The organism is Curtobacterium sp. MCSS17_005, from assembly GCF_003234225.2.
GTDB lineage: Bacteria > Actinomycetota > Actinomycetes > Actinomycetales > Microbacteriaceae > Curtobacterium > Curtobacterium flaccumfaciens.
In genome coordinates, this window is record NZ_CP126258.1 from 936295 (window position 1) to 960403 (window position 24109).

Below are 24109 nucleotides of genomic sequence, written 5' to 3' on the forward strand. Positions count from 1 at the left end.
TGGGTGCGGCCGTCCGACCGGACGGCGTTGTCGGTGGCGACAGGCTAGCCGTTCGGGCGACTGGTTGGGACAACGGAAGTGACGCTATGCAACATTCGTTACGAGCGTGTTTCGATTCATCGCACAGACCCTTGTGCCGCCTTCGGATGTGGCTAGGGTTCTCAACCAACAGACGCGACGGCGGGGGCCGCCGCGGTCCAGCGCGATCTGCGCGAACCACAACGAAAGGGAATCCTCGCCATGCGAAAGAGGATCAAGGGCATCGCCGTCCTCGCCACCGCTGCGGCTGCCGCCGTCGTGCTGGCGGGCTGCTCGGGCGGCGGACAGGCTGGCAACAGCAGCTCCGCGGTCGCCGAGTCGTCACTGAAGTCGACCGGCTGGACCGTCGCGGACCGCGCCGACGTCAAGGACGGTGGGTCGATCACCCTGCCGATCGACAGCGCACCGGCGAACTTCCAGATCAACAACCTCGACTCCGGAACCGTCGACGACCAGACCATTTCGGGTGCCTACCTGCCGGGCTTCATCCAGTTCAAGGAGAACGGCGAGTGGGAGGCGAACAAGGACTACGCGACGTCCGTCGAGCTGACCAAGGACTCGCCCCAGACCGTCGAGATCAAGATCAACCCGAAGGCCGTGTGGTCGGACGGCACCCCGATCAGCGCGAAGGACGTCATCGCGAACTGGAAAGCGCTGAACGGCACGAACAAGGCCTTCGCGCCCCTGGCCACCAACGTGTGGGAGGACGTGGACTCGGTCAAGCAGGGCTCCGACGAGCGTGACGTCATCATGACGTTCTCGAAGACCAACGCCGACTGGGCGAGCGTCTTGGGCTCCATCTACCCGTACTGGGCTGTCGACACCCCCGAGCACTTCAACAAGGCCTGGGCCAAGGGTCCGTACGCCGCCGACGGCAAGACCTACGTCTCCGGTGGCCCGTACATCGTGAAGTCCTTCGACGCCAACGGCGGCGTGCTCACGTTCGCGAAGAACCCGAAGTGGTGGGGCGACGAGGGCAAGCTCGACACGATCGTCTTCAAGACGGTGTCCCGTGACGGTGTCGCCCAGGCGTACGGCAACAAGGAGCTCGACGCCTTCAACCTGAACGGCAGCGCCGACAACCTCAAGACGGCGAACTCGCGGTCCGACTCGAAGATCGAGCGGTCGCTCGGTACCACGCAGCGCCAGATCACGCTGAACGGCACCTCGGACGTCTTCAAGGACCAGGACGTGCGCCAGGCGTTCGCGCAGGCGATCAACCGCAAGGTGCTCGCCCAGGCGATCCTGTCGCCGGTCAAGAGCCCGGGTGACGTGCTCAACAACCTGACGTACCTGCCCGGTCAGGAGGGCTACCAGGACGACGTGTCGAGCGTCTACGGCTACAGCACCGACAAGGCGAAGTCGAAGCTTGAGGACGCCGGCTGGAAGATCGGCTCGGACGGCTACGCGACCAAGGGCGGCAAGGAACTCGACGTCCGCTTCGTGATCCCGTCGGACAACCCGAACTCGGCGAACATCGCGCAGCTCGTGCAGCAGCAGACCAAGCTCGCCGGCTTCAAGGTGACCATCGACACCGTGCCCACCGACGACTTCTTCACGAAGTACATCACCACGACGACGCGTGACTTCGACGCCACGTACTTCGCGTGGCAGGGCACGCCGTTCCCGATCTCGTCGCTGAAGTCGATCTACTACCCCGCCGACGCCGGCCAGAACTACACCGGCGTGACGGACGACTCCCTCGGTGCCGCGTGGGACAAGGCGAACGCCGAACTCGACCCGGATGCCCGCATCAAGGACGCCCAGGCGATCGACAAGAAGATCGTCGCGGTCGCCGGCACCATCCCGCTGTTCGCCGAGCCGTACGCCTGGGGCGTGCGCAAGGACCTGGTGAACTACGGTCCGGCGCAGTTCCAGCAGTACTCGGTCAAGTGGCAGGACGTCGGCTACACGAAGTAGTCGCGACCGAGTTCACGAACGACACGGTTCGCGAACGACACCGCACACGAACGACACCCCCGACGTCGCACGACGTCGGGGGTGTCGTTCTGCATCGGGTTCCGTCCGAGCGCCACGGCCGCGAGGACCGCGCGACCGCTAGAACCGTGCCGCCGCCAGCGACGCCGCGACCCCGAGGACGACCATCGCCAGGATGGTCCAGCCGTGGGTGCGGTGCGTGATCGGCGCAGCCGTCACGCTCGACGGGGGCGGACCGTCCTGCTCGGCCGGGGCGGGCACGTGGGCCAGCATCCGCGCGGCCGCAGCGTCGACGTCCAGGCGATCCGGGCCTCCCGGCTGGTCACCGGTGTGCGCGGCGAGCCGCGCCGTCGGGCGGGTCGCGATCCAGACGCGGCGGACGCCCTCGCTGGTGACCACCTCGATGCCGTACTTCGTGCGCACCTCGCTGATGCGTGACCAGGTGTAGCTGCTGGTACGCCGGACGTCCACGATGCGCAGGTGCTCCGGCGTCAGCTCGATCCTGGGACGCCACAGCGCTGCCCACGCGACGAACGCGACGGCGATGCTCGGTATCGGCACGAGCCAGGGGGCGCCGCCGCCGAGCAGGGCCAGCGGGACGAGCACGACGGCCACGGCCCAGAGGACGACGGCGAGGGCGCGCAGGCCGGGGGCGATGATGGTGGTGGGCACCGGACGAGGGTACGAGATGCCTCCCCGGAGACGCCCGGGGAGCGGGTGTGACACACCGGCGCGTATCTCCGGACGACCCGATTCCCCGGGGAGGCAGATCCTGGACGGACCCTCGTGCGGTCAATGGTCGTCGCCCCCAGTTCGGGTGTCAATACCCCACCGCGACGCATTCAGTGGACTCCCACGCCGGGGGCTACGAAACGAGCAGTTCGATCTGTTCGCGGATGGTCTCGGCCTTCGGGAACCGCAAGCCGACGAGGCCGATGTGCCGCCAGCGGACCACGCCGTCGGGGCCGATCACGAAGACCGATCGGCGCAGGCCGATGCCCGGGGCCTGCACCCCGTAGGCGCGGATCACCGAACCGGCGGTGTCGCTGAGCAGCGGGAACGCGAGCGAGGATCCGCGGGCGAAGCCCTCGTGCGAATCGAGTGCCTGCGGGCTGATGCCCCACACGGTCGCGCCGAGGTCGGTGAACTCGTCGAGTTCGGCCTGGTAGCTGCAGAGCTGGGCCGTGCAGACCGCCGTCGCGTCGCCCGGGTAGAAGGCCAGCACCACGGTGCGGCCGATCTCGGCGGACAGGTCGTACTCGTCGTCGGTGCGGACGCCGCCGCGCACGACCATCCCCGGCAGGGTGAACGACGGGGCGGACTCGCCGATCGCGGGGATGCTCATGGGTCTCACGGTAGGGCGGCCCGGCGGTGGTTGCCCCTCGGCGCGCTGTGCGGGGGCTGTGGATGCGCTCCGCGGCCTACGAGAACAACTGCGGGAACGCGTGCGCCACCCAGGGGTACCCGACGAAGACCACCGCGTCGAGCAGCGCGTGCGTGATGACGAGCGGCAGGAGCCGGCCCCACCTCGTGTAGATCCAGCCGAACACGACGCCCATCACCGCGTTGCCGATGAAGGCCCCGAACCCCTGGTACAGGTGGTAGCTGCCGCGCAGCAGGGCGGTCGACAGGATCATCTGCCAGCGACCACAGCCCAGGTCGCCGAGTCGGGCGTAGAGGTACCCGATCACGATCACCTCTTCCTGCAGGCCCGAGCGGATCGCGGACAGCAGCAGGACCGGGACCGTCCACCAGTAGGAGTTGAGCGCGGCGGGGTCGACCGCGACCGTGATGCCGAGCGCCCGCCCCGCGAAGTACAGCGCGAGCCCCGGGATCCCGATGCACAGCGCGATGAGCGCCGGGCCGCCCAGGTCCGGCTTCGCCCGGAACCGGTCGATGCCGAGCCGCCCGAGGTGCGGCCGCGACGTGCTCCACAGCAGGTAGCAGACGAGCGCGACCGGGGCCAGGTCCACCGCGATGCCGAGGAGCTGCCGGGCGAGGTCGACGTACTGCACCGTCGTCGACGAGGTGTTCAGGGCCGTCGACTGCTCGCCGAGCGGGGTCGTCTGCGACAGGTCGTCGATGATCTGCAGGATCGAGTAGAGCGCGCTGGCACCGAGTGAGAGCAGCAGGACGATGGTGATCTCGACCCACGTTCGCCGACGGCTCATGCGCTGTACTCCTGTCGCTTGCGAACTACCGGTAGACTGGCGTGTCGGGCGTTCTGCCCACGGGTGCGGTGCTGTGAAAACACTGGCCCGACACTCTCCCAGAAATTGAAGGATGTCCTGTATGGCGCTCGCCACCCGGTCCGACCTGCGCAACGTCGCCATCGTGGCACACGTCGACCACGGCAAGACCACCCTCGTCGACGCGATGCTCACGCAGACCAACTCGTTCGACGCCCACTTCGAGGGCGAAGACCGCATGATGGACTCGAACGACCTCGAGCGCGAGAAGGGCATCACGATCCTCGCGAAGAACACGTCGGTGCTCTACAACGGCAAGCACGCGACCGAGTTCGGCGCGGACGGCCCCATCACCATCAACGTGATCGACACGCCCGGTCACGCCGACTTCGGTGGTGAGGTCGAGCGCGGCCTCTCCATGGTCGACGGTGTCGTGCTGCTCGTCGACGCCTCCGAAGGTCCCCTGCCCCAGACCCGCTTCGTGCTGCGCAAGGCGCTCGCCGCGAAGCTCCCGGTGATCCTGCTCGTCAACAAGACGGACCGGCCCGACTCCCGCATCGACGAGGTCGTCTCCGAGTCCCAGGACCTGCTCCTCGGCCTCGCCTCCGACCTGTCGGACGAGGTCGACGACCTCGACCTCGACGCGATCCTCGACGTCCCGGTGGTCTACGCCTCGGGTCGCAACGGTGCCGCGTCGCGCAACAAGCCGAACGACGGCGAGCTGCCCGACAACGACGACCTCGAGCCGCTGTTCGAAGCGATCCTCCAGCACGTCCCGGCCCCGAAGTACGACGACGAGCACCCGCTGCAGGCGCACGTCACGAACCTCGACGCCTCCCCGTTCCTCGGTCGCCTGGCGCTCCTGCGCATCTTCCACGGCACCATGAAGAAGGGCCAGACGGTCGCGTGGGTCAAGCACGACGGCACCGTCGTCAACGCCCGCATCACCGAGCTCCTCATCACGAAGGCGCTCGACCGCTACCCGGCCGAGTCGGCGGGCCCCGGTGACATCGTCGCCGTCGCCGGCTTCGACACGATCACCATCGGCGAGACCCTGACCGACCCCGAGGACGTCCGCCCGCTGCCGACCATCACGGTCGACGACCCGGCGATCTCGATGACGATCGGCACGAACACCAGCCCGCTCGTCGGCAAGGTCAAGGGCCACAAGCTGACCGCCCGCATGGTCAAGGAACGCCTCGACCGCGAGCTCGTCGGCAACGTCTCGCTCAAGGTCCTCGACATCGGCCGCCCCGACGCGTGGGAGGTCCAGGGTCGTGGTGAGCTCGCACTCGCCATCCTGGTCGAGCAGATGCGTCGCGAGGGCTTCGAGCTCACCGTCGGCAAGCCGCAGGTGGTCACGAAGCGTGACGAGAACGGCAAGCTGCAGGAGCCGTACGAGCACATGACGATCGACACGCCGGAGGAGTACCTCGGCGCGATCACGCAGCTCATGGCCGCTCGCAAGGGCCGCATGGAGAACATGACGAACCACGGCACGGGCTGGGTGCGCATGGAGTTCATCGTCCCGTCGCGCGGCCTGATCGGCTTCCGCACGTCGTTCCTCACGGAGACCCGCGGCACCGGCATCGCCAACGCGATCTTCCACGGCTACGACGAGTGGGCCGGCGCGATCCAGACCCGCATCAACGGCTCGATCGTCTCCGACCGCTCCGGTGTGGTGACGCCGTTCGCCATCACGAACCTCCAGGAGCGGATGTCGTTCTTCGTCAACCCGACCGAAGAGGTCTACGAGGGCATGGTCATCGGCGAGAACTCGCGCGCCGACGACATGGACGTGAACATCACCAAGGAGAAGAAGCTCACCAACATGCGGTCGGCCAACGCCGACACGTTCGAGTCGATGACGCCGTCGCGTCAGCTCTCGTTGGAGGAGTGCCTCGAGTTCGCCCGTGAGGACGAGTGCGTCGAGGTCACCCCCGCCGCCGTGCGCATCCGCAAGGTCGAGCTGGACGCGTCGGCTCGCCAGCGCTCCTACGCGCGTCTCAAGCGCCAGGACGCGTAAGCACCAGCGCGAGCAACACGCGCGGAGGCCCGTCCTCCGTCCGACGGCCCGGTCACCCGCAACAGGTGGCCGGGCCGTTCGCGGTTGTACCGTGGTCAGCGTGACTCTCGACCTGCTCTCGATCTACCAGGACCTGCACGCCCACCCGGAGCTCGGCTTCCAGGAGCACCGCACCGCCGGTGTCATCGCTGCGAAGCTCGCCGAGATCGGTGGGATCGAGGTGACGACGGGCGTCGGCGGCACCGGCGTCGTCGGTGTCGTGTCGAACGGCGAGGGCCCCGTGGTCTGGCTCCGCGCCGACATGGACGGCCTGCCCGTGCAGGAACGCACCGGCCTGTCCTACGCCAGCGAGCACGTCGGCACCGATGACGAGGGCCGCGAGGTCCCGACCATGCACGCCTGCGGCCACGACATCCACGTCACGTGGCTGCTCGGCACGCTGGAGCGCCTGGTCGCCACGACGGGGGACTGGCGCGGCACGGTCGTCGCCGTCTTCCAGCCTGCTGAAGAGGTCATCTCCGGCGCCCGCGCGATGGTCGAGGACGGCCTGGTCGAGCGGTTCCCGAAGCCGGACGTCGTGCTCGGGCAGCACTCCGCACCCGCACCGGTCGGCATCGTCGCGGTGGGCACCGGCCCCGTGATGGCGTCGAGCGACCGGCTGACGGTGACCTTCAACGGCCGAGGGGCGCACGGTTCGGCGCCGCAGGCATCGCTCGACCCGGTCGTTACCGCGGCCTCGGCCGTCGTGCGGCTGCAGACCGTCGTCGCCCGTGAGGTCTCGCCGAGCGACGCGGGGGTCGTCACCGTCGGCAGCTTCCACGCCGGCACGCGGGCGAACATCATCCCCGACGAGGCCGTGATCGAGATCTCGACCCGGGCCCGCAACGAGGAGACCCGCCAGCGCATCATCGCCTCGATCGAGCGCATCGTCCGGGCCGAGAGCACGGCCGGAGGCCTGTCCGAGCCGACGATCGTGCGCGCGCCGGGCGCCGAGGTCACCGTGAACGACGCCGAGGCCGCCGCCACCGTGCTCGAGGCCATCCGCGCCGAGGTGCCGGGAGCCCGCGACCTGGAGATCGGGCTCGCCATGGCGTCGGAGGACGTCGGCCAGCTCGCCACCGCCGCCGGAGCGCCGCTCGTGTACTGGTTCACGGGTATCACCGACCCGGAGCGCTTCCGCCGCGGCGAGGAGATCCCGAGCAACCACTCGCCGTTCTACGCGCCGCAGGCCGAGACCGCGATCCCGGTCGGCGTCGACGCCCTGGTCGCGGCGACGCGCGCCTACGTCGCCTGACACGTTCTTCGGGAAGGAGGCCCGGGGCGGCCCCGCCGCGCACGTGACCGCCCCGGGGACGGCACGTTCACAGCCAACTCGCGCCGGGCCTCCCGGCTCGTCCGTTACGGTCGCGCCATGCGTTCCCTCCGTACCCCGCTGATCGCCGCCGTCGCTGCCGGCATCGCCCTGGCCGGACTCACCGGCTGCTCGACCCAGGCCGTGCAGCAGGCCACCGACCTCGGGTCCTCCGTCGCGTCGAACGTCGCCGACGGGGTCGCGGGCATCGACGGCAAGGCGATCCAGGACGGCATGTCCTCGGTCGCCGGCGGCATCGACGGCGCGCTCGACACGGCGCTCAAGGGTGCCGACGTGACCTCCGACGGCAAGGTGCCGGACGGGTTCCCGTCGGCCGACGTCCCGCTCGTCGACGGCACCGTGCTCGGTGGGGGAGCCGGACCGAACGGCTCGGGGTGGGTCGCGCAGGTCCGGGCGGCCTCCGTCGACGACTTCCAGGCCGCCGTGCAGCAGCTCACCGACGCCGGGTACACCGAGTCGGCCAAGCGTGCGGACTCGTCGAGCGCGTTCGGCATGTTCCGGAGCGACGCCTACCGCGTCGTCCTGACCTTCTCGGAGACCAAGGACAGCGGCGGCGTCACGGCGACCTACATCGTCACGCCCCGCTAGTCCCGTACCCTTGGGGACGATGTCGAAGGCCCCCGCCACGCGCCCCGAGCGCGTCCTGATCGTGCACGCCCACCCCGACGACGAGACGCTCTCGTCGGGCGGGACCATCGCGACCCTGCTCGAGCGCGGCGCCGAGGTGACCGTGCTCACCGCGACCCGGGGCGAGCGCGGCGAGATGCTCACGGAGCAGTTGGCCCCGCTGGCCGGCGACCCCGCGCGGGTGGCACGGCACCGGGAGACCGAGATCGCTGCGGCCCTCGCCGCCCTCGGCGGTCCGCAGCACCTGTGGCTCGGCGGGCGCGGTGCCCGGCCGACCGACCTGCCGGAGCGTCGCTACGTCGACTCCGGCATGCAGTGGGGCCCGGACGGGCGGGCCACCGCCGCGGACGACGCCCCGGCCGACTCGCTGATGGCGGCGGACCTGGGCGAGGTCGTCGACGACGTCCGCGCCGCGATCCGCTCCACCGGTGCCGACGCCGTGATCAGCTACGCCGACGACGGCGGCTACGGGCATCCCGACCACGTGCGGATGCACCACGCGGCGCAGTACGCAGCCCGTGCCGAGGAAGTCCCGTTCTCGATGATCGTCGACCCCGCCAGCGGTCAGGCCGACGTCACGGTCGACGTCATGCCGGTCCGGGCGAAGGTGCGGGCGGCTGTCGAGCAGTACCGCTCCCAGGTCGCTGTCGACCCCGTGGACCCCGCCGACCCGAGTGCCCTGTCGTGGGTGATGCCGCACGGCGTCCGGCAGCACGCCCCGGCGGTCGAGGCGTTCCGGCACGACGCGGCCCCGCAGCCGGCGGCCCCGCAGACCTACGCCGAGATGTCCGGCCAGGGCAAGGCCGCGGCGGTCGTCGTCTCGCTGCTGCTCGGGCTGCTCGCCGGCGGGCTCGGGACGGTCACGCACCAGCAGACGCTCGGCGCGTTCCCGGTCGGACTCGTCATCACCACCCTCATCGTGCTCGGCCTGACCGTGGGCGTGCGGCTCGTCTACCGCTCGCGGACGATGGTCGCCGCGATCGGCATCGGGATCCTCGTCGCGACGCAGGTGCTCGTGTCGGTCGGCGGGGAGAGCTCGCCGCTCGTCCTCGCCAACGCGGCCGGGTACGTGTGGAACTTCGCCCCCGCGGTGATCGCCGCCCTGGTCCTCGCGTGGCCGGACCTGTCGGGGCTGCGGTCCCGGACGGCCCCGGGCCGCGAGTAGACTCGAACCCGCTCGTCGAAGGGAGCACCCGAACCGTGACCTACGTGATCGCCCAGCCCTGTGTCGACGTCAAGGACCGTGCCTGCATCGACGAATGCCCGGTCGACTGCATCTACGAGGGTGACCGCTCGCTCTACATCCACCCCGACGAGTGCGTCGACTGCGGTGCGTGTGAGCCGGTCTGCCCCGTCGAGGCCATCTACTACGAGGACGACCTGCCCGACCAGTGGGCCGACTACTACAAGGCCAACGTCGAGTTCTTCGACGAGGTCGGCTCGCCCGGCGGCGCTGCGAAGGTCGGCGTGATCCACAAGGACCACCCCGTCGTCGCGGCCGAGCCCGTCCGCGGCTGACCGGACCCCCTCGTGGCGCTCGACCTCCCCGACTTCCCCTGGGACCAGCTCGTCCCGTTCAAGCAGCGCGCCGCGGCGTACGAGGGCGGCATCGTCGACCTCAGCGTCGGATCGCCCGTCGACCCCACGCCCGAGGTCGTCCGCACCGCCCTGGCCACCGCGACCGATGCGCACGCCTACCCGCAGGTCGCCGGCACCCCGGCGCTGCGACAGGCCATCGCCGACTGGTACGGCCGCCGGCACGGCGTCGCCCTGACCGAGGCGAACGCGCTGCCGACGATCGGCTCGAAGGAGTTCATCGCGGGCCTCGCGCTCTGGCTCGGCATCGGCCCCGGTGACACCGTGGTGTTCCCGGCCGCCGCGTACCCGACGTACGAGCTCGGCGCCGCACTGGTCCGCGCCGAGGCCCTCGCGTCGGACGACCCGGCGGCGTGGCCGTCCAGCACGAAGCTCGTGTGGCTGAACTCCCCGGGCAACCCCGACGGCCGCGTGCTGACCATCGACGAGCTCCGTGCCGCCGTGGTGCGCGCCCGCGAGCTCGGAGCCGTCATCGTCGGCGACGAGTGCTACGCCGAGCTCGGGTGGGACCCGGAGTACGCCACCACCCCGACGCCCACCATCCTCGACCCCCGGGTCGTCGGTGACTCGCTCGACGGCGTGCTCAGCGTGTACTCGCTGTCGAAGCAGTCGAACCTCGCCGGCTACCGTGCGGCCTTCGTCGCCGGTGACGCCGCGATCCTGGCCGACGTCCTGGCCGTCCGGAAGCACGCGGGGCTCATGCCGCCGCTGCCCGTGCAGCAGGCCATGGTCGTCGCGCTCCAGGACGAGACCCACGTGCAGCAGCAGAAGGCCCGCTACCGGGCGCGCCGGAACATGCTCCGGCGAGCACTCGAGGATGCCGGGTTCCGGATCGACCACAGCGAGGCGGGGCTCTACCTCTGGGCCACCCGTGGCGAACCCGCACTCGACACCGTGGCCTGGCTCGCCGACCGCGGGATCCTCGTCGCACCGGGCACGTTCTACGGCGCAGCAGGGGGCGAGCACGTCCGCGTGGCCCTGACGGCGACCGACGAGCGCATCGCCGCAGCGTCGCAGCGACTGGCGAGCAGCCGTCGCCTCGGCACCGCGTAGCACGGACACGAGTCGTTCCGGTGGTGCCCGCAATCCCTGGGAACCACCAAATCGTCACCTGGGATGTGTGCACGACCGACAGGTGCCGCGATTAGGCTGTCCTCGTGACTGACACTGCCAATGACGCTCAGAAGACGGCCACACCGCCCACCACGCCCGTCCCCGTGAGTCCCGCCGCCGAACAGCAGGGCGCGACCGCGACGCTGACGTTCCCGGGTGGCACGGCGGAGTTCCCGATCCTGCAGAGCGTCGACGGCGCGTCCGCTATCGACATCTCGACCTTCAAGAAGCAGACCGGGATGAACACGCTCGACTACGGGTTCGTGAACACCGGTGCGACGAAGAGCGCGATCACCTACATCGACGGCGACCAGGGGATCCTGCGCTACCGCGGGTACCCGATCGACCAGATCGCCGGGAACTGCACGTTCCTCGAGGTCGCGTGGCTCCTGATCTACGGTGAGCTGCCGACCCCCACCGAGCTCGAGCAGTTCGACGCCCGCATCCGTCGGCACACCCTGCTGCACGAAGACCTCCGCCGCCTGTTCGACGCCCTGCCGCACTCGGCGCACCCGATGTCCGTGCTCTCGAGCGCCGTCAGCGCCCTGTCCACGTACTACGAGGACGACATGGACGTGGACGACCCCGAGAAGGTCGAGCTGCAGACCGTCCGGCTCCTCGCCAAGCTCCCGGTGATCGCGGCCTACGCCCACAAGAAGGCCATCGGGCAGGCGTTCCTGTACCCGGACAACTCGCTGTCGTTCGTCGACAACTTCCTGCGGCTGAACTTCGGCACCATGGCCGAGACCTACAAGCCGAACCCGGTGCTCTCGAAGGCGCTCGAGCGGCTCCTCATCCTGCACGAGGACCACGAGCAGAACGCCTCGACCTCGACGGTGCGCATGGTCGGCTCGACGAAGGCGAACATGTTCGCGTCGATCTCCGCCGGCATCAACGCCCTGTACGGCCCGCTGCACGGTGGCGCGAACGAGGCCGTGCTCGAGATGCTCCAGCAGATCAAGGACTCGGGCGAGCCCGTCACGCGCTTCGTCGAGCGGGTGAAGAACAAGGAGCAGGGCGTCAAGCTCATGGGCTTCGGACACCGCGTCTACAAGAACTACGACCCGCGCGCGAAGCTCGTCAAGGAGTCCGCGCACGAGGTCCTCGAGTCCCTCGGTGTGCAGGACGACCTGCTCGACATCGCGATGGAACTCGAGCAGATCGCGCTCGAGGACGAGTACTTCGTCAGCCGCAAGCTCTACCCGAACGTCGACTTCTACACCGGCATCATCTACAAGGCGATGGGCTTCCCGCCGAGGATGTTCACCGTCCTGTTCGCCATCGGTCGTCTGCCGGGCTGGATCGCCCAGTGGCGCGAGCTGAACAACGACCCGCTCAACAAGATCGGTCGCCCCCAGCAGCTCTACGTGGGTGCGCCCGAGCGCGACGTCCCCGAGCGCTGATCGACTCCGAGCGCCCCGCCCCACGGTTCCGTGGCGCGGGGCGCTCGTGCGTGTGCGCAGAGTGTCGCCGTCCGGCGGGACGCGCCGCTCGCCTCCGCCGAGTGGTCGCGAACTGTCGTCCGGCGGGTGTCGAAACGACGGTTCGTGCGCCCTCGGCGCCCGCGGACGGTGTGTTGTGATCACTCGCGGGGCGGGGTGGGGCACTGGACGCGACCGCCTGGAGGCCCGGTGCCGGTCTCGTGGACCGGCGCCGGGCCTCCAGGCGGGTGTGTCGGGCGCGGCGTGGCGGGACGCGCCGCTCACCTCCGCCGAGTGGTTGCGAACTGTCGTCCGGCGGGTGCCGGAGCGACAGTTCGTGCACCCTCGGAGCGCGCAGGCGGCGTGTTGCGACCGCTCGCGGTGCGCTACGCGTGCAGTGCGGTGTTCAGCTGGATGCCCTCGCCCTTGCGCTGCAGTGCCTCGACGGCGCCGCTGATGCTGTTGCGGCGGAACAGGATGTTCGGGGTACCGGAGAGCTCCGCGGCCTTGACGGTCTTCGGGGTGCCGTCGGGGTTCGGGGCCGCGCCGACCAGCACCACCTTCGTGCCGGCCGTGACGTAGAGACCGGCCTCGATGACGGAGTCGTCGCCGAGCGAGATGCCGAGGCCCGCGTTCGCGCCGAGCAGCGCGCGTTCGCCGAGCGAGACACGGTGGGTGCCACCGCCGGACAGGGTGCCCATGATCGAGGCGCCGCCGCCGATGTCGGTGCCGTTGCCGACGACGACGCCCTGCGAGACGCGGCCCTCGATCATGGCGTCACCCAGGGTGCCGGCGTTGAAGTTCACGAAGCCCTCGTGCATGACGGTCGTGCCCGGTGCCAGGTGTGCGCCGAGGCGGACCCGGTTCGCGTCGCCGATCCGCACGCGGTCCGGCACGACGTAGTCGACCAGGCGCGGGAACTTGTCGATCGCGTGCACGGCGATGCCGGCGCGCTGCAGGGACGGGCGCAGGCGCGTCAGGGACCCGGGGTGCACCGGGCCGGCGTTCGTCCACGCGACGATCGGCAGGTGGCCGAAGACGCCGTCGAGGGAGACCTCGTTCGGGCGGACGTGCAGGTGGCTCAGCAGGTGCAGGCGGAGGTACGCGTCCGGGGTGCTCGTCGGGCCGGCGTCGATCGTGATCTCGGTGGTGACGGCCTCGATCCGGACCTCGCGGCGGGGGTCGTCTCCGACGTGCGCCTGCAGCTCGGCGGGGAACACGGCGTCGGCGGGCAGCGCGCCGAGGTGCGTCTCGGGGTACCAGGTGTCGAGCGTCGTGCCGTCGGTGGCGATCGTCGCGAGGCCGTGGCCCCAGGCGTGGGTCGGGCGGTCGGTGGCAGTCGTGTCGGTCACGGTTCCAGGGTACCGAGCGCCGGTCGGCGGGCACCGTCCGTCCGGACTGCCGGGGTGGTCCGGTTGCCGACCGTCCGGACTGCCGGGGCGGTGCGAGGGGCGGCCGATAGGCTGCCCGCATGCCGGAGCACCTCGACCTCACCGCCTCGTCCATCGACATCACCCGTGCCATCTGCGACATCGAGTCGGTGTCCGGCAACGAGCAGGCCCTCGCCGACGCGATCGAGGCCGTGCTCGCACCGCTGCCGCACCTCGAGGTGATCCGTGACGGCGATGCGATCGTGGCGCGGACGAACCTGGGCCGCGACCGCCGGGTCGTCATCGCCGGACACATCGACACCGTCCCGCTCAACGACAACCTGCCGACCGAGTTCCGGACCACCGAAGACGGCACCGAGATCCTCTGGGGCCGCGGCACCGTCGACATGAAGGCCGGCTGCGCGGTGCAGCTCAAGCTCGCGTACGACCTGGTCGCCCCCTCGGTCGACGTCACGTGGGTCTGGTACGACCACGAGGAGGTCAGCGACGCCCTGAACGGCCTCGGCCGCCTGGCCCGGACGCGACCCGAACTCATCACCGCCGACTTCGCGATCCTGGGCGAGCCGTCCGGGGCGCAGATCGAGGGCGGGTGCAACGGCAACCTCCGCGCCGAGATCCGCACGTTCGGCAAGCGCTCGCACAGCGCCCGGAGCTGGATCGGTGACAACGCGATCCACAAGACCGCTCCGATCCTGGCCACCCTGGCCGCGTACGAGCCCCGCACAGTCACGGTCGACGGGCTCGAGTACCGCGAGGGCCTGAACGCGGTCGGCATCAGCGGCGGCATCGCGGGCAACATCATCCCGGACGAGGCGATGGTGCACGTGAACTACCGGTTCGCCCCCTCGCGCTCGGCCGACGAGGCCGTCGCCCACATCCGCGAGCTGTTCGACGGGTACGAGGTCACGATCGTCGACCTCGCCGCCGGTGCCCGCCCCGGGCTCGACGCCCCGCTCGCGCAGGACTTCGTCGCGGCCGTCGGCGGACCGGAGCCCCGTCCGAAGTACGGCTGGACCGACGTCGCACGCTTCTCGGCGCTCGGGGTCCCCGCGGTCAACTACGGCCCCGGCGAGCCGGTCTTCGCCCACCACGACGACGAGCAGGTCCCGGTCGCGCAGATCACCGCGGTCGAGGCCGGGCTGCGTCGGTGGCTGACGGCCTGACGACGGCGGGGGCCACCCGGAGGACCCCTGCTCGGAACCGCTGGCGGGCCCGGTACCGGGTCGTCCCGTGGTGGGTGCGCATCACGGTCGTCTACGTGCTGGCGCGGCTCGTGACGGGCGCCATGATGCTCGCGTTCGCCCGCGTGCAGGCGGCGAACTCGTTCACCGTGCAGAGCCCGGGCTACCTGTCGTTCGCGTCGATCTGGGACGGCGCCTGGTACCGCGTGATCGCCACGGGCGGGTACCCGTCGACGCTGCCGGTCGACGCCGCGGGGCACGTGACCGAGAACGCGTGGGCGTTCATGCCCGCCTACCCGTTCACGGTGCGGGCGCTCACGCTGCTCACCGGAGCGTCGTTCGAGTTCGTCGCGGTCTCGGTGTCGTTGCTCGCCGGACTCGGGGCCGCGCTGGTGTTCCGCCGCCTCATGGGACGGTTCCTCGACCCCGCACGGGCGACGTTCGCCACGGTGCTGTTCTGCGTCGCACCGGTGTCGGCGATGTTCCAGGTGGCCTACGCGGAGTCGATGGGTCTGTTCCTGCTGCTCGTCGCGCTGCTGCTCATGGTGGATCGACGGTGGTGGGCGATGCTGCCCGTCGTGCTCCTGCTCGGCATGACCCGACCGACGGGGCTCGCCTTCGCGTTCCTGGTGGTGCTCTTCGTGGCCGCGTGGGCGATCCGCCCGGCGTGGGTGCGCTCGTCGGAACCGCTGATCCTCCGCCGGCTCGTACCGCCCGCGGTGGTCGCCACGGTGTCGGGTCTGGTCGGTCTGGCGTGGCCGGCGATCGCGTGGGCGGTCACCGGGGTGCCGAAGGCCTACACGGACACCGAGCTCGCCTGGCGGTCGTCGTACATCGGGTGGAAGGAACTCGTGCCGTTCGCGCCGTGGGTGCAGGGCTTCGGGTGGTGGTTCGGGCAGCCGGCCGGCACGGTGCTGCTCGTCGTCGTGCTCGTCGGGTTCGCGGCGTTCGTGGGCATGCCCGCCGCACGCCGGATCGGCATCGAGCTCCGACTCTGGGGCGTGGCGTACCTCGTGTACCTGCTCGCGGTGTTCTTCCCGCAGTCGAGCACGTGGCGCATCCTCGTGCCGATCGCACCGCTGCTCGGGATCGTGGCGCTGCCGCGGTCGCGGGTGTACCGCGTGGCCGTCGTCGTCGCGTTCGTCGGGCTGCAGTGGGTCTGGCTGTACTACACGTGGTGGATCGACGGCTACGACTGGACCCCGCCGTGATCGATGCGGGGCGCCGGAGGCCCGTGGAACCGCGTTCTGCGGAGCATCAGAACGGCACATCCGACACCCCCAACCTGGGCGGTTTCGCAGTTGCCCCCTCCATACGGGATAATGGGGCTGCATTTACTGCACGAAAGGGGACATCTGATGGCAGCCATGAAGCCGAGGACCGGTGACGGGCCGATGGAGGCTGTTAAGGAGGGTCGACTCATCATCGTGCGGGTTCCGCTCGAAGGTGGAGGCCGCCTGGTCGTCTCGGTCAACGATGCCGAGGCCAAGGAACTCCACGACGCACTCGCTGAGGTCGTCTCGGCCTAGTACGTCGAAGCACCAGAACGGAAGGCCCGGAGCGTGTACGCTCCGGGCCTTCCGTCTGTCCGCCGACGATCCCGTGGCTGGGGGATCCGCGGCGCTGTCGGTCGGCTCCGGCAGGATGGGGCCGTGCCGAGGACCCACCTGCCCATCCGACGCGTCGAGGAGTACCGCGACCCGGACCCGATGCCGCGCGACGAGTGGCCGGCCACGCTCCCGCCGATCCGGCAGCTGCTCGACGAGGGCCTCGAGCTGGACCCGGTGACGGTGTTCGTCGGGGACAACGGTGTCGGCAAGTCGACCCTGGTCGAGGCCATCGCGCTCGCGTTCGGGATGTCCCCGGAAGGCGGCTCGACCGGGGCGCACCACTCGACCCGCCCGTCCGAATCGGACCTGTGGCAGCACATCGTCCTGCGACGTGACTTCGGTGCACCTCGCGGTGGCTTCTTCCTGCGTGCTGAGACCATGCACGGCTTCTTCACCTACCTCGAGGAGCACCCGAACCGCAGCCGGCCCGAGCCGGTGTTCCACGAGCGCAGCCACGGCGAGGCGTTCCTGGACTTCGTCATCGATCGGGCGCGCTGGCCCGGGCTCTGGATCCTCGACGAGCCGGAGTCCGCCCTGTCGTTCTCGGGCTGTCTCACCCTGATCGCACTGTTGCGCTCGATCGTCGAGACCGGCGTCGGCCAGGTCGTGCTCTCGACCCACTCACCCGTGCTCGCCGCGTTCCCCGGTGCCGAGATCCACGAGGTCGGCGAGTGGGGCCTGCGGCGCACCGAGTGGCGCGACCTCGACCTGGTGCGGAACGAGCGTGCGTTCCTCGAGTCGCCCGAGCGGTACCTGCGGCACCTGGACTGACCTGCGCGAGCGGCGGCGGGTCGAGCGCTAGTTGGTGACCTTCGTCAGCTGCAGCAGCCCGTCACCGGCGGGCGACAGCGCGCTGCGCACCGCACCCGAGGTCGAGACCTCGGTCAGGAGCAGCCGGAAGTCCGTGGTGGCGCGGTCGCGCTTCACCGGGTCGGCCACGCGTCCGCGCCAGAGGGCGTGCGGCACCAGGACGGTGCCACCCAGGCGGGCGAGCCGCAGACCGTGCTCGACGTACTCGATCACGTGCTCGGGGTCGGCGTCGACGAGGACGACGTCGTACGAGGCCTCGTTCATGCGGGGGAGCACCTGGTTCGCTCGACCGGGGATGAGCCGGATCCGTGCGGGAGCGGTGCCGGCGCTGATGTAGGCGTCGCGGGCGAACTGCTGGTGGTCGACCTCGACGTCGATCGTGGTCAGGGTTGCGTTCGGGGCGCCGGCGAGCAGGTACAGGCCGGAGACCCCGAGGCCGGTGCCGATCTCGATGATGCTCGTGGCTCGCGAGGCTGCGGCGATGACCCCGATCTGCGCACCGATCGCAGGCGAGATCGCTTCGACCCCGAGTTCCAGGGAGTGCTCACGAGCACGGGCGATCGCCTCGGTCTCCGAGACGATGTCCTCGGCGAACTTCCAGTTCGACTCTTTCTCTGACACGCACACTCCGTTCGGGAGACAACTCTAGAGGTGCAACGCAGCAGCACGCGTTAGGCTCGCTCGCGTGGACATCCCGCTCGACAAGATCCTGATCATCGGGGTCATCGGCGTCCTCTTGCTCGGGCCGCAGCGCCTGCCGATGTACGCCCAGAAGCTGGCCGAGTTCGTCAAGGCAGTCCGTCGGTTCGCCGACACCGCGAAGGAGCGGATGCGCGACGAGATGGGCCCCGAGTTCGACGACATCGAGTGGCAGAAGCTCGACCCGCGCCAGTACGACCCGCGCCGCATCATCCGCGACGCCCTGCTCGACTCCGGCACGAGTGCCGCAGCCGTCCAGACCGCGCAGGTGACTGCCTCGAAGGTGCGGGCGACGGCTCCCGTCGTGCCCCTGGCCGCCGGTGAACCGGCACCCTTCGACGCCGAGGCGACCTGACGCCCGTCACGTCCGCACACGACGGACTGGAGGCCCGATGCCAGCTGGCACCGGGCCTCCAGTCCGTCAGGGGGTCGCGTCGCGACGCCCCGTCCCTCCCTACTTCAGGGCCGCCAGGAAGCGGTCCGTCCAGGCGAGGGCCGCGGTGCCGGCCACCGAGCTGCAGGTGGGTGACGCGGTGCTCTGCGCCGTCGGGCAGGGGGTGTCGCGGTCGAGCGACCAGGTGTGCACGCCCGCGAGCCCGTGGGACTTGGCATACGCGGCGACGGTGTCGGCATCCGCGAGGGTGAAGACCTCGTCAGAGGTGTCGTTGACGCCGATCATCGGGGTGACCTCGATCTTCGACGAGGCGATCCCGTAGGTGTGCTGCAGGTTCGTGACCGCCTGGATCGTGGACTGCCCCATCTGACACGTCGACCCGACGATCACGCAGTTGGCCGTGGTCGCGCGTCCGAAGTCCATCGTCATGAGGTTGATCGTGTAGTTCGTGAGCGCTGAGGCCTTGATCGCCTTGACGGTGGCGTCTCCGGTGCTGTTCAGCCCGCCGAACGAACCGTCGGACGCCGCCAGCGTGGCGAGCGTGAACGAGAAGCGCAGGCCGGGGTGCTTCGCCTGCGCCAGCGCCGCTGCGCTCACCAGGTTCTGCACGTCCGCGGCGGACTGCCCGCTTTCGATGTCGAAGTCGACGCCGATCATGTGCGGCGAGGCGTAGCGGGCGATGAAGGACTGCAGCGCGGTGCCGGAACACTTGAACGAGCCTGCGGCGCCACCGGTGCTGACGATGTAGTTCACCCCGGCCGCGTCGAGCTTCGCGATGTTGGCGCTGGCGAACGCGTCGGCGGCCACCCCGCCCCAGTTCTCGCTGCCGCAGGTACCGGTGGCGAAGGCGAGCGTGATGGCCTTGAGGCCGGGCTCCCGCGTCGACACGAGGCTGTTGCTCGACCCGACGACCGGGATCCGCGTGCCGGTGACCGCGGTGTTCATGACGTTCGTGTTCCAGTCGAGGTTCACGGTGATGTCCTTGTACGGGCTGAAGACCAGGCCGCTCGCGGTGCCGGTGCTGCCGTTGCCGGGCGTGGTGGTCCCACCGCCGCCAGGGGTGGTGGTCCCGCCGCCGGTGCCGCCACCGGTGCAGGTGCCGGACGACGTCCACGGCTGGCCGCTGCCGGTCGCGCCGGAGTGGGTCGCCGGTTCGTCGCCCTGGGTCCACCAGTTCGCGGTGTAGTTCGAGCCGTTCTCGCTGACGGTGGCTCCGCCGTTGTAGGCGGTGCCGGCACTCCAGGCGGTCGCGCAGGTCGTCGCAGCGAGGGCTGGCGCCGCTGTGAGCGAGCCCCCTGCGACGATGACGGCGGCGATGGTGGCCACGAGGCCCGATCGCACGCGGGTGTTCTGGTTCACACGGTTCTCCTGTCCTCGGTCGGACGTCGTCGTCCGGCGGGTGGAGCCCTCACGTCGCATTCCGCAAGGGCATTGTGTAATGCCCTTGCATAATGCGCCGGGGTAGAACGCCCTGTCCATGAACGAACGCACAGGATGCGTCGAGCGGACCGGTGCGGCGAAGCGAATCCGCTCCCCAGGACGGGCCGCGGAACGCCGGTCAGGACAGCGACAACCCGAGCTTCCGGCCGGCGAGCCCGCGTCCCATCGTGATGATCCGGTCGGCGATCGCGGTCAGGGCCACGGCGGACGGGTCCTCCGGGGCGCCGAGCACCACCGGGACGCCTGCGTCACCGCCCTCGCGCAGGGGCACGGACAGCGGCACGGTGCCGAGCACCGGGACGGGGGCGTCCTGCCCGCGGGAGAGCCGTGTGGCGGTCTCGGCGCCACCACCCTCACCGAACAGGTGCAGCACCGAGCCGTCGGGCTGCACGAGCCCGGCCATGTTCTCGACCACGCCGATGACCCGCTGCCCGGTCTGCCGGGCGACGATCCCGCTGCGCTCGGCGACGTCGGCCGCGGCGGCCTGCGGGGTCGTGACGACCAGGACCTCGGCGTGCGGCAGCAGCTGCCCCACCGAGATCGCGACGTCGCCGGTGCCCGGGGGCAGGTCGAGCAGCAGGACGTCGAGGTCGCCGAAGAACACGTCGGTCAGGAACTGGTTCACGGTGCGGTGCAGCATCGGTCCACGCCACGACACCGCGGTCGAGACGTCGTCGACGAACATGCCGATCGAGACGACCTTCACGTCGTGCGCCACCGGCGGCAGGATCATGCTGTCCACCCGGGTCGGGCGGGGCGCGACCCCGTGCTCGTCGGTCAGACCCATCAGGCCGGGGACGCTGAAGCCGTGCACGTCGACGTCGACGACCCCGACCCGCAGGCCCCGGCGGGCGAGCGCGACGGCGAGGTTCACGGTGACCGTGGACTTGCCGACGCCACCCTTGCCGCTCGTGACGGCGATGACGCGCGTGAGCGAGTCCGCGGTGAACTGGACGCCCTTGGGGCGGCCGGCGCGCAGCCGCTCGGTCAGCGCGGCACGAGTGGCCGGGTCCATCACGGACACGTCGACCTCGACGGCGCCGACCCCCGGGACGGACCCGGCGGCGACGCGGACGTCGCGCTCGATGGTGTCGGCGGCGGGGCACCCCACGATCGTGAGCTGCAGGTCGACGCGCACCGCGCCTCCTGGCTGCACGTCGACACCACGGATCATGTCGAGCTCCGTGACGGGGCGGCGGATCTCCGGGTCGATGACGCGGCCGAGCGCGGCGAGGACCGCCGTGCCGAGCTGATCGTCGGTGGGGACGGCGTCAGCCACGGGTGGAGCTGTCGTGTTCGTCCGCGTAGCCGGCCTCGTCGGCGTCGCGGCGGTCGAGCTCCTCGAGCAGGGAGCGGAGCTCGGCGCGGATGAAGTCCTTCGACGCCATGTCCCGCATTGCCAGGCGCAGGGCCACGACCTCGCGGGCCAGGTACTCGGTGTCGGCCAGGTTGCGCTCGGCGCGCTGGCGGTCCTGCTCGAACTGCACGCGGTCGCGGTCGTCCTGCCGGTTCTGCGCGAGCAGGATCAGCGGGGCGGCGTACGAGGCCTGCAGCGAGAGCACGAGCGTCAGAGCCGTGAAGCCGATGGCCGCCGAGTCGAACTGCCACGGCTTCGGCGCCAGGGTGTTGTAGCCCATCCAGACCACGCAGAACAGCGTGAGGCCGATGAGGAACCACGGCGTGCCCATCCCGCGGGCGATGCCCTCGGTCGCACGACCGAAGGTGTCCCCGCGACCACGGCGGCGGCTGGGGAGCACACGCGTGCGCATGCCCTTGGGGGAGTCGAGCCGGACCTCTTGCCGGTCACGGTCGCGACGGTTGTCATCCGTTCGGGCCACGGGTGGTCCTCCTTCCCGTCGTCACGGGTGTCCTGCGCGGGCGTTGGCGTGGAAGCGGTGAGGGTTCCCCCTCGCCCTGACTTCGCCAGTCGTCCGGCAGGACGTGGTCGAGGACATCGTCGATCGTCACCACCCCGACGAGACGGTGGGCGTCGTCGACCACGGGGACGGACAGCAGGTTGTAGGTCGCCATGATGCGGGTGACCTCGGCGGCGCTCGCGTCGACCCGGACCGGTTCGGTCTGCTGGTCGATGAGCGTGCCGAGCCGCTCGTTCGGCGGGTAGCGGAGCATCCGCTGGAAGTGCACGAGTCCGAGGAACCGACCGGTCGGCGGCTCGTACGGCGGCAGGGTGACGCAGACGGCGGCGCCGAGCACCGGTGCGAGCTCGTGGCGGCGGACGAGCGCGAGGCCCTCGGCCACGGTGGCGTCGGCCGAGACGATCACCGGTTCGGTGGTCATCAGACCACCGGCGGTGTCCGGCTCGTACTCCAGGAGCATGCGGACGTCCTGCGCCTCCTCCGGCTCCATGAGCTGCAGGAGGGCCTCACTCCGCTCGTCGGAGAACTGGGCGAGGACGTCGGCCGCGTCGTCCGGCTGCATCTGGTCGAGGACGTCGGCGGCGCGGGCGTCGACCAGTCGGGTGAGGATCTCGATGCGCTCCTGGTCGGGCATCTCCTCGAGCACGTCGGCGAGGCGGTCGTCGGGAAGTTCCTCGGCGACCTCGAACCGGCGCTCGGCGGGCAGGTCGAGCAGCGTCGACGCGAGGTCGGCGGGCAGCAGGTCGGAGTAGGCGGCGATGACGTGCTCGGCGGACTGGGCCTCGCCGGGGAGCTCGTCCTCGGTGACCTCGTTCCACGTCGCGAACGTCGTCGGACCCTTGCCGAACGGTGACGGCGTCGTCTTCGGCTTGCGGAGGAAGAGCTGCGCGACCTCCCAGTCGCCCTGCCCGCGGTCCTCGATCGCGACGTCCTCGATGGTGGCGCGGATCCGCTGGTTCTTGATGAGCACCTTGCGGCCGAGCATCTCGGCGATGACGCGGACCTCGCCGCCACGCTGCTCGAAGCGGCGCATGTTCACGAGGCCGGTCGTGATGACCTGCCCGGCACCGATGGAGGTGATGCGGCCGATGCTCACGAAGATGCGGCGCTTGCCGGGCACCTCGACGATGAGCCCGACGACGTGCGGGGGATCGGCCCGGCGGTAGACGACCAGGACGTCCCGGACCCTGCCGACGCGGTCGCCCGCGGGGTCGAAGACGGAGCACCCGGCGAGGCGGGCGACGAAGACCTTCGTGGCGCTCACCCGACCCAGCGTAGTCGCTCGGGTGTGGGCGTTCGCCCGCGCTGCCGGCGGCACCGGTCGGTGGCTTCCGATCGGCTGCTTCCCTGAGAGTGCACGTGCGATTGCAAGGTGTGCGGTGAATGATGGCTGTGTGAGCAATCAGAGCCCCTTCGCCGGCAGGACCGCCCAGGCGTTCCCGACGCTGCCCAAGGGCGACGTCCTGGGAACGTACGACAGCTACCCCGACGCGCAGCGCGTGGTGGCGAAGCTGGCCGAGGCCGACTTCCCCGTCAACCAGCTCTCGATCGTCGGCAACGACCTGAAGACGGTCGAACGGGTCACCGGCAAGATGACCTACGGCCGTGCCGCCATCGCCGGCGCGCTGTCCGGCCTGTGGCTCGGCATCTTCTTCGGCATCGTGCTCACGCTCTTCTCGCCGAGCGCCGGCGGCCTGATCCTGGCCGCTGCGATCATCGGTGCCGCGTTCGGCATGCTCTACGGCATCGTCTCGTTCGCGATCACGAAGCGACAGCGCGACTTCACGAGCGTGCACCAGGTGCTCGCCACGAACTACCAGATCGTCGTCAACCCGCAGCTGACCGGGCAGGCGCAGCGCATCCTCGGCGAGCACGGGGCGACCCCGTCCACGCACTGGAACGACGCTCCCCAGCAGCAGCAGCAGTGGCGTCCGGGCCCCGGTGGGGTCCCGCCGCAGCAGCAGTCGCCGTACGGCGGGCACGCCACACCGCACCAGCAGCCGGGTGGCCCGCAACACCCCGGCACGTCGGCCCCCGGCGCGCAGACGGGTGCGCCTTCGGGCCCGCCGCGCTACGGCACGAACGACGGACCCCGGTACGGGGAGACCCCCGAGACGGCTGCCGCCCCCGCGGCCCCGCCGGTGCCGGAGCGTCGACCCGAGGAGCCGCCGCGCTACGGCGAGCGGGTCGCCGGTGGGACGCCGCCGGAGCCCTCGTCCTCGCCGGACGCGCCGCGCGAGGGCGACGGGGACAGCGACCGCCGCTAGCCGTGCTTCGCGGGCGGCACTTCGTGCGACCTCGGCGGTCGTCCGGGTGCTCCGAGCGGTCGCAACACCCCGCGCGCACGGCCTCGAGCGGTCGGAGATCGTCGTTCGGCGTCGGCCAA

The 24109-nt window shown here is 70.5% G+C and carries 23 protein-coding genes; 14 read left to right on the plus strand and 9 right to left on the minus strand.

All coding sequences use genetic code 11. The features are described from left to right. Nucleotides 1–240 precede the first annotated feature (240 nt). A complete protein-coding gene (locus DEJ20_RS04625) occupies nt 241–1959 on the plus strand; it encodes an ABC transporter family substrate-binding protein (protein WP_111235440.1) in 1719 nt (572 codons plus the stop codon). Nucleotides 1960–2097: 138 nt separating this feature from the next. Here the strand turns inward: DEJ20_RS04625 and DEJ20_RS04630 are convergent, their stop codons facing one another. The 3 genes from DEJ20_RS04630 to DEJ20_RS04640 all read right to left on the minus strand — a co-directional run bounded on the left by DEJ20_RS04630 (nt 2098) and on the right by DEJ20_RS04640 (nt 4148). Further along, nucleotides 2098–2649 (minus strand): PH domain-containing protein, encoded by a 552-nt coding sequence (locus tag DEJ20_RS04630; RefSeq protein WP_181431552.1) that lies wholly within the window; start codon nt 2647–2649, stop codon nt 2098–2100. Between the two features lie 193 nt (nt 2650–2842). Next, nucleotides 2843–3322 carry a peroxiredoxin gene (locus DEJ20_RS04635; RefSeq protein WP_111094745.1) on the minus strand — a complete coding sequence of 160 codons (480 nt, stop codon included), beginning with the start codon at nt 3320–3322 and terminating at the stop codon, nt 2843–2845. Between the two features lie 76 nt (nt 3323–3398). Then, a complete protein-coding gene (locus DEJ20_RS04640) occupies nt 3399–4148 on the minus strand; it encodes a CPBP family intramembrane glutamic endopeptidase (RefSeq protein ID WP_111235442.1) in 750 nt (249 codons plus the stop codon). A gap of 121 nt (nt 4149–4269) precedes the next feature. Here DEJ20_RS04640 and typA point away from each other — a divergent pair, with 121 nt between their 5' ends. The 7 genes from typA (at nt 4270) to DEJ20_RS04675 (ending at nt 12303) form a co-directional block, all read left to right on the plus strand. Next, nucleotides 4270–6192, plus strand: a complete 1923-nt coding sequence (typA, locus tag DEJ20_RS04645) for a translational GTPase TypA (RefSeq protein ID WP_027464562.1) — start codon at nt 4270–4272, stop codon at nt 6190–6192. Between the two features lie 100 nt (nt 6193–6292). Further along, nucleotides 6293–7486, plus strand: coding sequence for an amidohydrolase (locus DEJ20_RS04650; RefSeq protein ID WP_220034990.1), 1194 nt, complete (start codon nt 6293–6295; stop codon nt 7484–7486). Nucleotides 7487–7603: 117 nt separating this feature from the next. Beyond that, the gene (locus DEJ20_RS04655) at nt 7604–8152 is read left to right on the plus strand and encodes a hypothetical protein (protein WP_071404165.1); all 549 of its coding nucleotides are present in this window, start codon (nt 7604–7606) and stop codon (nt 8150–8152) included. A 19-nt stretch (nt 8153–8171) separates the two neighbouring features. Next, on the plus strand, nt 8172–9356 hold the full coding sequence (locus tag DEJ20_RS04660; protein ID WP_111235444.1) for a PIG-L family deacetylase: 1185 nt from the start codon (nt 8172–8174) through the stop codon (nt 9354–9356). A gap of 35 nt (nt 9357–9391) precedes the next feature. Further along, nucleotides 9392–9709, plus strand: a complete 318-nt coding sequence (gene fdxA, locus DEJ20_RS04665; protein ID WP_017887060.1) for a ferredoxin — start codon at nt 9392–9394, stop codon at nt 9707–9709. A gap of 12 nt (nt 9710–9721) precedes the next feature. Then, nucleotides 9722–10840 (plus strand): succinyldiaminopimelate transaminase, encoded by a 1119-nt coding sequence (dapC, locus tag DEJ20_RS04670; protein ID WP_111235445.1) that lies wholly within the window; start codon nt 9722–9724, stop codon nt 10838–10840. A 164-nt stretch (nt 10841–11004) separates the two neighbouring features. Further along, nucleotides 11005–12303: a citrate synthase gene (locus DEJ20_RS04675; RefSeq protein WP_111103151.1), complete on the plus strand. Its 1299-nt coding sequence runs from the start codon at nt 11005–11007 to the stop codon at nt 12301–12303. A 404-nt stretch (nt 12304–12707) separates the two neighbouring features. Here DEJ20_RS04675 and dapD read toward each other — a convergent pair whose 3' ends face one another. After that, entirely contained in the window at nt 12708–13673 is a 966-nt protein-coding gene (dapD, locus tag DEJ20_RS04680; RefSeq protein WP_111235446.1) for a 2,3,4,5-tetrahydropyridine-2,6-dicarboxylate N-succinyltransferase, read from the minus strand. Nucleotides 13674–13792: 119 nt separating this feature from the next. On the opposite strand from dapD, the gene dapE reads away from it, so the two are divergent. From dapE to DEJ20_RS04700, 4 genes are all read left to right on the plus strand, one after another. Then, on the plus strand, nt 13793–14875 hold the full coding sequence (dapE, locus tag DEJ20_RS04685) for a succinyl-diaminopimelate desuccinylase (RefSeq protein WP_111235447.1): 1083 nt from the start codon (nt 13793–13795) through the stop codon (nt 14873–14875). Then, nucleotides 14860–16104 (plus strand): hypothetical protein, encoded by a 1245-nt coding sequence (locus DEJ20_RS04690; RefSeq protein ID WP_111235503.1) that lies wholly within the window; start codon nt 14860–14862, stop codon nt 16102–16104. The genes dapE and DEJ20_RS04690 overlap by 16 nt, the downstream gene beginning before the upstream one ends. 147 nt (nt 16105–16251) lie before the next feature. After that, nucleotides 16252–16422: a DUF3117 domain-containing protein gene (locus DEJ20_RS04695; RefSeq protein WP_017887054.1), complete on the plus strand. Its 171-nt coding sequence runs from the start codon at nt 16252–16254 to the stop codon at nt 16420–16422. Between the two features lie 123 nt (nt 16423–16545). Then, the gene (locus tag DEJ20_RS04700) at nt 16546–17274 is read left to right on the plus strand and encodes an AAA family ATPase (RefSeq protein WP_111235448.1); all 729 of its coding nucleotides are present in this window, start codon (nt 16546–16548) and stop codon (nt 17272–17274) included. 27 nt (nt 17275–17301) lie between these two features. On the opposite strand, the gene DEJ20_RS04705 is transcribed toward DEJ20_RS04700, so the two are convergent. After that, nucleotides 17302–17934, minus strand: coding sequence for an O-methyltransferase (locus DEJ20_RS04705; protein WP_017887052.1), 633 nt, complete (start codon nt 17932–17934; stop codon nt 17302–17304). Between the two features lie 64 nt (nt 17935–17998). Here DEJ20_RS04705 and DEJ20_RS04710 point away from each other — a divergent pair, with 64 nt between their 5' ends. Continuing rightward, nucleotides 17999–18367, plus strand: coding sequence for a twin-arginine translocase TatA/TatE family subunit (locus DEJ20_RS04710; RefSeq protein WP_027464570.1), 369 nt, complete (start codon nt 17999–18001; stop codon nt 18365–18367). A gap of 99 nt (nt 18368–18466) precedes the next feature. Here the strand turns inward: DEJ20_RS04710 and DEJ20_RS04715 are convergent, their stop codons facing one another. The 4 genes from DEJ20_RS04715 to DEJ20_RS04730 form a co-directional block, all read right to left on the minus strand. Then, on the minus strand, nt 18467–19765 hold the full coding sequence (locus DEJ20_RS04715) for a carbohydrate-binding protein (RefSeq protein WP_220034991.1): 1299 nt from the start codon (nt 19763–19765) through the stop codon (nt 18467–18469). A 199-nt stretch (nt 19766–19964) separates the two neighbouring features. Further along, nucleotides 19965–21125 carry a P-loop NTPase gene (locus tag DEJ20_RS04720; protein WP_111235449.1) on the minus strand — a complete coding sequence of 387 codons (1161 nt, stop codon included), beginning with the start codon at nt 21123–21125 and terminating at the stop codon, nt 19965–19967. After that, entirely contained in the window at nt 21118–21615 is a 498-nt protein-coding gene (locus tag DEJ20_RS04725; RefSeq protein WP_042539423.1) for a DUF1003 domain-containing protein, read from the minus strand. Before DEJ20_RS04725 ends, DEJ20_RS04720 begins: the two co-directional genes overlap by 8 nt. A 52-nt stretch (nt 21616–21667) precedes the next feature. Further along, nucleotides 21668–22987, minus strand: coding sequence for a magnesium transporter MgtE N-terminal domain-containing protein (locus DEJ20_RS04730; protein WP_027464574.1), 1320 nt, complete (start codon nt 22985–22987; stop codon nt 21668–21670). Between the two features lie 130 nt (nt 22988–23117). On the opposite strand from DEJ20_RS04730, the gene DEJ20_RS04735 reads away from it, so the two are divergent. Further along, on the plus strand, nt 23118–23990 hold the full coding sequence (locus DEJ20_RS04735; RefSeq protein WP_111235450.1) for a YflT domain-containing protein: 873 nt from the start codon (nt 23118–23120) through the stop codon (nt 23988–23990). Nucleotides 23991–24109: the final 119 nt, after the last annotated feature.

Bases quoted from the DNA above. Each gene is read 5' to 3' on its own strand.
- DEJ20_RS04625 (WP_111235440.1), top strand. From the start codon at position 241: ATGCGAAAGAGGATCAAGGGCATCGCCGTCCTCGCCACCGCTGCGGCT.
- DEJ20_RS04660 (WP_111235444.1), top strand. From the start codon at position 8,172: ATGTCGAAGGCCCCCGCCACGCGCCCCGAGCGCGTCCTGATCGTGCAC.
- DEJ20_RS04725 (WP_042539423.1), bottom strand. From the start codon at position 21,615: ATGCGCACGCGTGTGCTCCCCAGCCGCCGCCGTGGTCGCGGGGACACC.
- dapE (WP_111235447.1), top strand. From the start codon at position 13,793: ATGCCGGAGCACCTCGACCTCACCGCCTCGTCCATCGACATCACCCGT.
- typA (WP_027464562.1), top strand. From the start codon at position 4,270: ATGGCGCTCGCCACCCGGTCCGACCTGCGCAACGTCGCCATCGTGGCA.
- DEJ20_RS04655 (WP_071404165.1), top strand. From the start codon at position 7,604: ATGCGTTCCCTCCGTACCCCGCTGATCGCCGCCGTCGCTGCCGGCATC.
- DEJ20_RS04640 (WP_111235442.1), bottom strand. From the start codon at position 4,148: ATGAGCCGTCGGCGAACGTGGGTCGAGATCACCATCGTCCTGCTGCTC.
- DEJ20_RS04635 (WP_111094745.1), bottom strand. From the start codon at position 3,322: ATGAGCATCCCCGCGATCGGCGAGTCCGCCCCGTCGTTCACCCTGCCG.
- DEJ20_RS04695 (WP_017887054.1), top strand. From the start codon at position 16,252: ATGGCAGCCATGAAGCCGAGGACCGGTGACGGGCCGATGGAGGCTGTT.